Origin of the sequence: Streptococcus pseudopneumoniae (assembly GCF_001068775.1) — a bacterium.
Classification (GTDB): Bacteria; Bacillota; Bacilli; order Lactobacillales; family Streptococcaceae; genus Streptococcus; species Streptococcus pseudopneumoniae_N.
The window spans coordinates 1-8,121 of sequence record NZ_JWAJ01000111.1 but is presented as its reverse complement, the minus strand read 5'-3'; the positions used below and the strand labels follow the sequence as shown (position 1 = coordinate 8,121).

The following is an 8,121-nucleotide window of genomic DNA, read 5'->3' as shown; positions in this document are numbered from 1 at the left end:
ATGAATTTGATTGCTGGCATTATCAACCGTGAACTAGGATTCTAGTTTCGCAGGAAGTCTAATGAAAAAGTAGGTTTAGAAAGAGGTAAGTATCTATGTCTTCTCATAAAAAAGTGTCACTCTCTGAGATTAATCAATCTATCGATACTCCAAATAACAATCATTTCTGGCAAAATTTAAAGGCCTTTTTAGGTCCGGGTGCTCTTGTCGCAGTTGGTTATATGGATCCAGGAAACTGGATTACCAGTGTAGTCGGTGGTGCTTCCTATAAGTATAGTCTCTTGTTTGTTATCTTGATTTCATCTCTCATTGCCATGCAACTTCAGCAGATGGCAGGAAAGCTTGGTATTGTAACCCAGATGGACCTGGCTCAAGCAACGGCTCATCATTCACCTAAATGGCTTCGTTATAGTCTATGGGTGATTTTAGAATTAGCCTTGATGGCGACAGATCTGGCAGAAGTTCTAGGTTCAGCGATTGCTCTCAATCTTCTCTTTAAGATTCCGATTATGATAGCAATTCTCTTGACCGTGTTGGATGTTTTTCTCTTATTGCTTCTGATGAAATTTGGCTTTAAGAAGATTGAAGCTATTGTGACAACACTGATTTTAACGATTTTAGCAATCTTTACTTATCTGGTAGCTTTGTCACATCCAAGCTTCCAAGGAATCGTTGAGGGTTATCTACCGAATGCAACCTTATTTGAAAGTCCTTTGCCAGGGCATGAAAGTCAATTAACCTTGGCGTTAGGTATCGTGGGTGCGACAGTGATGCCCCATAACCTCTATTTGCATTCTTCCTTGTCTCAAACTCGGAAAATCAATCACAAGGACAAGAATGATGTTCGAAAAGCCGTGCGCTTTATGACCTGGGACTCGAATCTTCAACTGTCCTTGGCCTTTATCGTTAACTCCCTTCTTTTAATCTTAGGGGCGGCCCTCTTTTTCGGACATGCATCTGAGATTTCTGCCTTTTCTCAAATGTATAACGCCCTGCAGGATTCTACCATTGCGGGAGCTATAGCTAGCTCAACCTTATCAACCTTGTTTGCCTTGGCCCTATTAGCCAGTGGTCAGAATTCGACTATCACAGGTACCTTGACAGGACAAATCGTTATGGAAGGTTTCTTGCATATGCGATTGCCTCAGTGGTTCATTCGTTTGGCGACTCGTCTCTTTGCCTTACTGCCTGTTATGATAGTAGCGGTTCTGTTTGGTCATCAAGAAAAAACCTTGGATCAGTTATTGGTTTATTCACAGGTCTTTCTTTCAATCGCTCTTCCATTTTCAATCTTCCCTTTGATTTATCTAACTTCTAAGAAATCACTGATGGGCGAATTTACCAATGCTAAATGGAATACCATCCTTGGTTATATTGTTTCCATTATCTTAACTGTTCTCAATGTGAAATTGCTATTTGATATTTTTTAAGAGCATCTGAGATGAAGTAGAAAAAATATCATTTTGATGATTAAAATTGAAGAAAAAAATCACCCAAGAGTTGAATCTTGGGTGATTTTTTGGAATTCTCATCTTAGACGAAAATCCATTATAAAAAGCTGCATCAAGATGCAGCCACACTATAGCTACGGAAGACATGGGATTCGAACCCACGCACGCTTTCACACGCCTACCGCGTTTCCAACACGGCCTCTTAAGCCTCTTGAGTAATCTTCCAATACTTACTAAAATAGTTTATCATAAAGGCAAGTATCTTGCAAATAAAATTCAAACAATTGGCAAAATGATAGAAAATGAAAGAAAATGACAAAAAGTGCTTGACTTTGATTTTTTTTGTGTTAGAATGATTATTGTAATCGTTAACAGGAGGTGAGTAAGTGCTAAAAACTGAGAGAAAAAAGTTGATTTTAGAGGAGCTGAGTAAACATAAAGTCGTAACTTTAGAGAAATTAGTAGGCTTGCTAGATACTTCAGAATCAACAGTTAGACGTGATTTAGATGAATTGGAGTCTGAAAATAAACTTCGCCGAGTTCATGGAGGAGCAGAGTTGCCTCACTCCTTGCAAGAAGAAGAAACCATTCAAGAAAAATCTGTCAAAAACCTTCAAGAGAAAAAATTGATTGCGCAAAAGGCAGCTTCCCTCATCAAAGAAAAAGATGTTATCTTTGTGGATGCAGGAAGTACAACAGCCTTTCTCATTAAGGAATTGGAGCGAAAAGACATTACTGTAGTAACCAACTCCATTCACCATGCGGTTCAATTAGTGGATAAGCAAATCCCAACAGTCATTATCGGTGGTGGAGTCAAGATGACAACAGATGCCAGTATTGGAGGAGTAGCGCTTAACCAGATTAACCAACTGCACTTTGATCGTGCCTTTATTGGAATGAATGGTGTAGATGAAGGTTACTTTACAACTCCAGATATGGAGGAGGGCGCCGTCAAGCGTGCTATCTTAGAAAATGCTAAACAGACATATGTTCTAGCAGATTCATCCAAGATTGGTCAGTCTTGTTTTGCTAAGGTAGCTCCTATAAAACGTGCTATTGTCATTACAAGTAAGGGTCACGAGCTCTTGTCAGCTATCAAAGAGAAAACGGAGGTTATCGAAGTATGATTTATACAGTCACACTAAATCCATCTATTGACTACATTGTCCGTCTGGATAAAGTGGAAGTTGGTAGTGTCAATCGTATGGACAGTGATGATAAGTTTGCTGGTGGTAAGGGAATCAATGTTAGCCGTGTCTTGAAACGCTTGGATATTCCAAATACTGCGACAGGCTTCATCGGTGGCTTTACAGGTAAATTTATCACTGATACTTTGGCTGAAGAGCATATTGAAACACGCTTTGTCCAAGTAGCAGAAGATACGAGGATCAACGTTAAAATTAAAGCTGATCAAGAAACAGAAATCAATGGGACTGGTCCTACTGTTGAAGCTGAACAACTTGAAGAGTTAAAAGCTATTCTTTCAAGTTTAACAGCAGAAGATACAGTTGTCTTTGCGGGTTCGAGTGCAAAAAACTTAGGCAATGTTATTTACAAGGATTTGATTGCCTTGACTCGTCAGACAGGCGCTCAAGTGGTCTGTGACTTTGAAGGTCAGACCTTAATCGATAGTTTGGATTATCAACCTCTTTTGGTCAAACCAAATAATCATGAACTGGGAGCTATCTTTGGAGTCAAGCTTGAAAGCTTAGATGAGATAGAGAAATACGCTCGTGAGTTGCTGGCTAAAGGTGCTCAAAACGTTATTATCTCTATGGCTGGTGATGGTGCCCTTTTGGTAACATCAGATGGAGCATACTTTGCTAAACCGATCAAGGGAACAGTGAAAAACTCAGTTGGTGCTGGTGACTCGATGGTTGCTGGATTTACTGGTGAGTTTGTCAAATCAAAAGACGCAGTAGAAGCCTTCAAGTGGGGAGTGGCATGTGGAACAGCAACCACCTTCTCAGATGACTTGGCAACTGCAGCATTTATTAAAGAAACTTATGAAAAAGTTGAGGTAGAAAAAAGATGAAAATTCAGGATTTATTGAGAAAAGATGTCATGTTGCTTGATTTGCAAGCAACTGAAAAAACAGCAGCTATCGAAGAAATGATTCATAGCTTGGTTGAACACGGATACGTGTCAGATTTTGAAACTTTTAAAGAAGGAATCTTAGCGCGTGAAGCTTTGACTTCTACAGGTTTGGGTGATGGTATTGCAATGCCACACAGTAAAAATGCTGCTGTTAAGGAAGCGACTGTTCTCTTTGCTAAATCAAACAATGGTGTTGACTACGAAAGTTTAGATGGACAACCAACTGACCTCTTCTTTATGATTGCGGCTCCAGAAGGTGCCAATGATACTCACTTGGCTGCCTTGGCAGAATTGTCTCAATACTTGATGAAAGACGGCTTTGCTGACAAACTTCGTCAAGTAACATCAGCTGATCAAGTTATTGACCTCTTTAACCAAGCTTCAGAAAAAGCTCAAGAGCCAGTACAAGCTCCTGCGAATGAATCTGGTGACTTTATCGTAGCAGTTACAGCTTGTACAACAGGAATTGCCCACACATACATGGCACAAGAAGCTCTTCAAAAAGTGGCCGCGGAAATGGGTGTCGGTATCAAGGTTGAAACCAATGGTGCTAGCGGTGTTGGTAACAAATTGACATCAGAAGATATTCGTAAGGCTAAAGCTGTTATCATCGCTGCAGATAAGGCAGTTGAAATGGATCGTTTCGATGGCAAACCATTGGTAAATCGTCCAGTTGCAGATGGTATTCGTAAGACAGAAGAGTTGATCAACTTGGCTCTTTCTGGTAATGCTGAAGTCTACCGAGCTGCTAATGGAGCGCAAGCTTCAACAGCATCTAATGAAAAACAAAGTCTAGGTGGTGCCTTCTACAAACACTTGATGAGTGGTGTATCACAAATGTTGCCATTCGTTATCGGTGGTGGTATCATGATTGCCCTCGCCTTCTTGATTGATGGTGCTTTGGGGGTTCCAAATGAGAGCCTTGGAAATCTTGGTTCTTACCATGAACTCGCTTCTATGTTCATGAAAATCGGTGGATCAGCCTTTGGTTTGATGCTTCCAGTATTTGCAGGATATGTTGCTTACTCAATCGCTGAAAAACCAGGTTTGGTAGCAGGTTTCGTAGCTGGAGCTATTGCCAAAGAAGGTTTTGCCTTTGGTAAAATCCCTTATGCTCAAGGTGGTGAAGCAACTTCAGCTCTTGCAGGTGTATCATCAGGTTTCCTAGGAGCTCTTGTTGGTGGATTTATCGCTGGTGCCTTGGTACTTTTGGTTAAGAAATACGTGAAGGTTCCACGTTCACTTGAAGGTGCTAAATCAATCCTTCTCTTGCCACTTCTTGGAACAGTCTTGACAGGATTTGTTATGCTTGCTGTTAACATCCCAATGGCAGCAATCAACACTGCAATGAACGACTTCCTTTCAGGTCTTGGAGGCGGTTCAGCTGTCCTTCTTGGTATCGTTCTTGGAGGAATGATGGCTGTCGATATGGGTGGACCTGTCAATAAAGCAGCTTATGTCTTTGGTACGGGTACTCTTGCAGCAACAGTGTCAACAGGTGGTTCAGTAGCTATGGCAGCAGTTATGGCTGGAGGAATGGTTCCACCACTTGCGATCTTCGTTGCAACACTTCTTTTCAAAGATAAATTTACTAAAGAAGAACGCAACTCTGGTTTGACTAACATCGTTATGGGCTTGTCATTCATCACTGAAGGAGCGATTCCATTTGGTGCGGCTGACCCAGCTCGTGCTATCCCAAGCTTTATCCTTGGTTCAGCAGTGGCAGGTGGACTTGTTGGTCTTGCAGGTATCAAACTCATGGCACCTCACGGAGGAATCTTCGTTATCGCCCTTACAACAAATGCCCTTCTTTACCTTGTCTTTGTCTTGATTGGAGCACTTGTTAGTGGTGTAGTTTATGGTTACCTTCGTAAACCTTTAGAAAAATAATTACAAATACATTCAAATGACTGATCACGAAAGTGGACGGTCATTTTTTTGATTTCTCTAGATGTTTCTGAAATATGGTATAATAGAAGCATGGCAAACAAAAATACAAGTAAAACAAGACGGAGACCGTCAAAAGCTGAATTAGAAAGAAAGCAAGCTATCCAACGGATGTTAATTTCCTTAGTCATAGCTTTTTGCTTAATGTTCGCTGCTCTGAGATTAGGAGCAGTTGGACTCACGCTCTATAACCTTATTCGATTACTAGTAGGAAGTCTAGCCTATCTGGTCATTTTTGTCGTTCTAGTCTATCTTTTTTTCTTCAAATGGATTCGGAAGCAAGAAGGTCTGATCTCAGGTTTTCTTTGCATTTTTTCAGGCTTATTGCTGATTTTTGAAGCTTATCTTGTATGGAAATATGGCATCGAGCAGGCGGTATTAAAGGGGACTTTAGCCCAAGTTTTGACAGATTTGACAGGCTTTCGTGTGACTAGCTTTGCTGGAGGAGGGCTTCTAGGTGTTGCTCTTTATATTCCAGTCGCCTTTCTTTTTTCAAATATTGGTACTTACTTTATCGGAGCCATCTTAATCTTGATCGGTGCTCTTCTAGTCAGTCCCTGGTCTGTCTATGACGTTGCTGATTTTCTTGGAGCACGTTTTTCGCTTTGGATGGAGCGACGCGAGCTGAAGAAACAAGAACGCTTCATCAAACGAGAAGAAGAAAAAGCGCGTAAGGAGATAGAGGAGCAGGAAAGACTAGAAAAAGAACAAGCGGAGCAAGCCTTATTGGATATACCTCCTGTTGATATGGAAACTGGCGAGATTTTAGAAGCTCCTCCTGTTCACTTTGATGATTTACCACTCCTTCCAGAGGAAGAATGGGTGGAACCTGAGATTATTCTCCCGCAAGCGGACTATGATTATCCTAAAGTAGATGACATTCCTCAGGAGGATGACTATGTAGAAGATGAAGATGTTGAAGTAGATTTTTCTGCTAAAAAAGCTTTAGAGTACAAACTCCCCAGCTTGCAACTCTTCGCACCTGATAAACCAAAAGATCAGTCAAAAGAAAAGAAAATCGTACGAGAAAATATCAAAATTTTGGAAGAAACCTTTGCGAGTTTCGGAATCAAGGTAACGGTTGAACGTGCTGAAATCGGTCCATCAGTTACAAAGTACGAAGTTAAGCCAGCAGTTGGTGTTCGTGTCAATCGCATTTCCAATCTAGCAGATGACTTGGCTCTGGCCTTGGCTGCGAAAGATGTCCGTATCGAAGCTCCAATTCCAGGGAAATCCTTGGTCGGGATTGAAGTTCCAAACTCAGAAATCGCAACAGTTTCTTTCCGAGAACTCTGGGAACAATCGCAAACTAAACCTGAAAATCTGCTAGAAATTCCCCTTGGGAAAGCTGTCAATGGTACAGCTCGCAGTTTCGACCTGGCTAAAATGCCTCACTTACTTGTGGCTGGATCGACCGGTTCTGGTAAATCTGTTGCAGTTAATGGTATCATTGCAAGTATTCTCATGAAGGCACGTCCAGACCAAGTCAAGTTTATGATGGTGGATCCGAAGATGGTTGAGTTATCAGTTTACAACGATATCCCTCATCTCTTGATTCCGGTCGTGACTAACCCTCGTAAGGCCAGCAAGGCCCTTCAAAAAGTCGTAGATGAGATGGAAAACCGTTATGAACTCTTTGCCAAAATTGGGGTTCGTAATATTGCTGGTTTCAATGCTAAAGTGGAGGAATTCAATGCTCAGTCTGAGTACAAACAAGTACCTCTTCCTTTGATTGTTGTGATTGTGGACGAGTTAGCTGACCTCATGATGGTAGCTAGCAAGGAAGTAGAAGATGCCATTATCCGTCTAGGACAGAAGGCGCGTGCGGCTGGTATTCATATGATCCTCGCGACCCAGCGTCCGTCGGTTGATGTTATTTCTGGTCTGATTAAGGCCAATGTACCGTCACGTGTAGCCTTTGCTGTATCTTCTGGAACGGATTCGCGAACTATCTTAGATGAAAATGGTGCTGAGAAATTGCTTGGTCGAGGGGACATGCTCTTTAAACCAATCGATGAAAACCACCCTGTTCGTCTGCAAGGCTCCTTTATCTCTGATGATGATGTTGAGCGTATTGTTAGTTTTATCAAGGCTCAAGCAGATGCTGATTATGATGAAAGCTTTGATCCCGGAGAGGTTTCTGAGACAGAAGGTGAGTCTGGCACAGGAGATGAAGGTGGAGATCCACTATTTGAAGAAGCTAAGGCTCTGGTCATTGAAACTCAAAAAGCGAGCGCATCCATGATTCAACGTAGATTATCAGTTGGTTTTAACCGAGCAACTCGCTTGATGGAAGAATTAGAGATGGCTGGGGTTATTGGTCCAGCAGAAGGAACGAAGCCACGAAAGGTTTTACAACAATAAAAAACGTAAAAATAGTATAAAAATGCATGGAAACTTTATTGAAAAGTTAGTCAAAAATGGTCTAACTTTTACGATGAAGTTTCCTTTTTATAGCTATAGTGGATTGAAATAAGATATGAACAGAGAGATTAGGAAAGTCAAACTAATTTCTAGAAATGTTTTAGAATCCATGGTGTACTACTCTAAGTTCAATCCACTATATTATTATGGATAATGCAAGATTCCATAGAATGGGTAAGCTAGAGCTCTTATGTGAAGAATT

Annotated in this window: 5 protein-coding genes and 1 tRNA gene; 5 read left to right on the top strand and 1 reads right to left on the bottom strand. The window is 41.2% G+C overall.

Features of this window, described 5'->3' with window-relative positions; all coding sequences use genetic code 11:
• The first annotated feature begins 95 nt into the window (after positions 1–95).
• The gene (locus ADF68_RS06215) at positions 96–1,430 is read left to right on the top strand and encodes an Nramp family divalent metal transporter (protein WP_049530065.1); all 1,335 of its coding nucleotides are present in this window, start codon (positions 96–98) and stop codon (positions 1,428–1,430) included.
• Positions 1,431–1,588: 158 nt separating this feature from the next.
• On the opposite strand, the gene ADF68_RS06210 is transcribed toward ADF68_RS06215, so the two are convergent.
• Positions 1,589–1,676, bottom strand: a tRNA-Ser gene (locus ADF68_RS06210).
• 161 nt (positions 1,677–1,837) lie between these two features.
• Here ADF68_RS06210 and ADF68_RS06205 point away from each other — a divergent pair.
• From ADF68_RS06205 to ADF68_RS06190, 4 genes are all read left to right on the top strand, one after another.
• A complete protein-coding gene (locus ADF68_RS06205) occupies positions 1,838–2,578 on the top strand; it encodes a DeoR/GlpR family DNA-binding transcription regulator (RefSeq protein ID WP_049549067.1) in 741 nt (246 codons plus the stop codon).
• The gene (pfkB, locus tag ADF68_RS06200) at positions 2,575–3,486 is read left to right on the top strand and encodes a 1-phosphofructokinase (RefSeq protein WP_049549066.1); all 912 of its coding nucleotides are present in this window, start codon (positions 2,575–2,577) and stop codon (positions 3,484–3,486) included. Before ADF68_RS06205 ends, pfkB begins: the two co-directional genes overlap by 4 nt.
• Complete coding sequence (locus ADF68_RS06195; RefSeq protein ID WP_049549065.1) at positions 3,483–5,438, top strand: PTS fructose transporter subunit IIABC; 1,956 nt, start codon at positions 3,483–3,485, stop codon at positions 5,436–5,438. The genes pfkB and ADF68_RS06195 overlap by 4 nt, the downstream gene beginning before the upstream one ends.
• Positions 5,439–5,528: 90 nt before the next feature.
• A complete protein-coding gene (locus tag ADF68_RS06190; protein WP_075230527.1) occupies positions 5,529–7,859 on the top strand; it encodes a DNA translocase FtsK in 2,331 nt (776 codons plus the stop codon).
• Positions 7,860–8,121 lie beyond the last annotated feature (262 nt).

Coding starts and splice junctions, on each gene's coding strand:
- ADF68_RS06215 (WP_049530065.1), top strand. CDS start 96: ATGTCTTCTCATAAAAAAGTGTCACTCTCTGAGATTAATCAATCTATC.
- pfkB (WP_049549066.1), top strand. CDS start 2,575: ATGATTTATACAGTCACACTAAATCCATCTATTGACTACATTGTCCGT.
- ADF68_RS06195 (WP_049549065.1), top strand. CDS start 3,483: ATGAAAATTCAGGATTTATTGAGAAAAGATGTCATGTTGCTTGATTTG.
- ADF68_RS06190 (WP_075230527.1), top strand. CDS start 5,529: ATGGCAAACAAAAATACAAGTAAAACAAGACGGAGACCGTCAAAAGCT.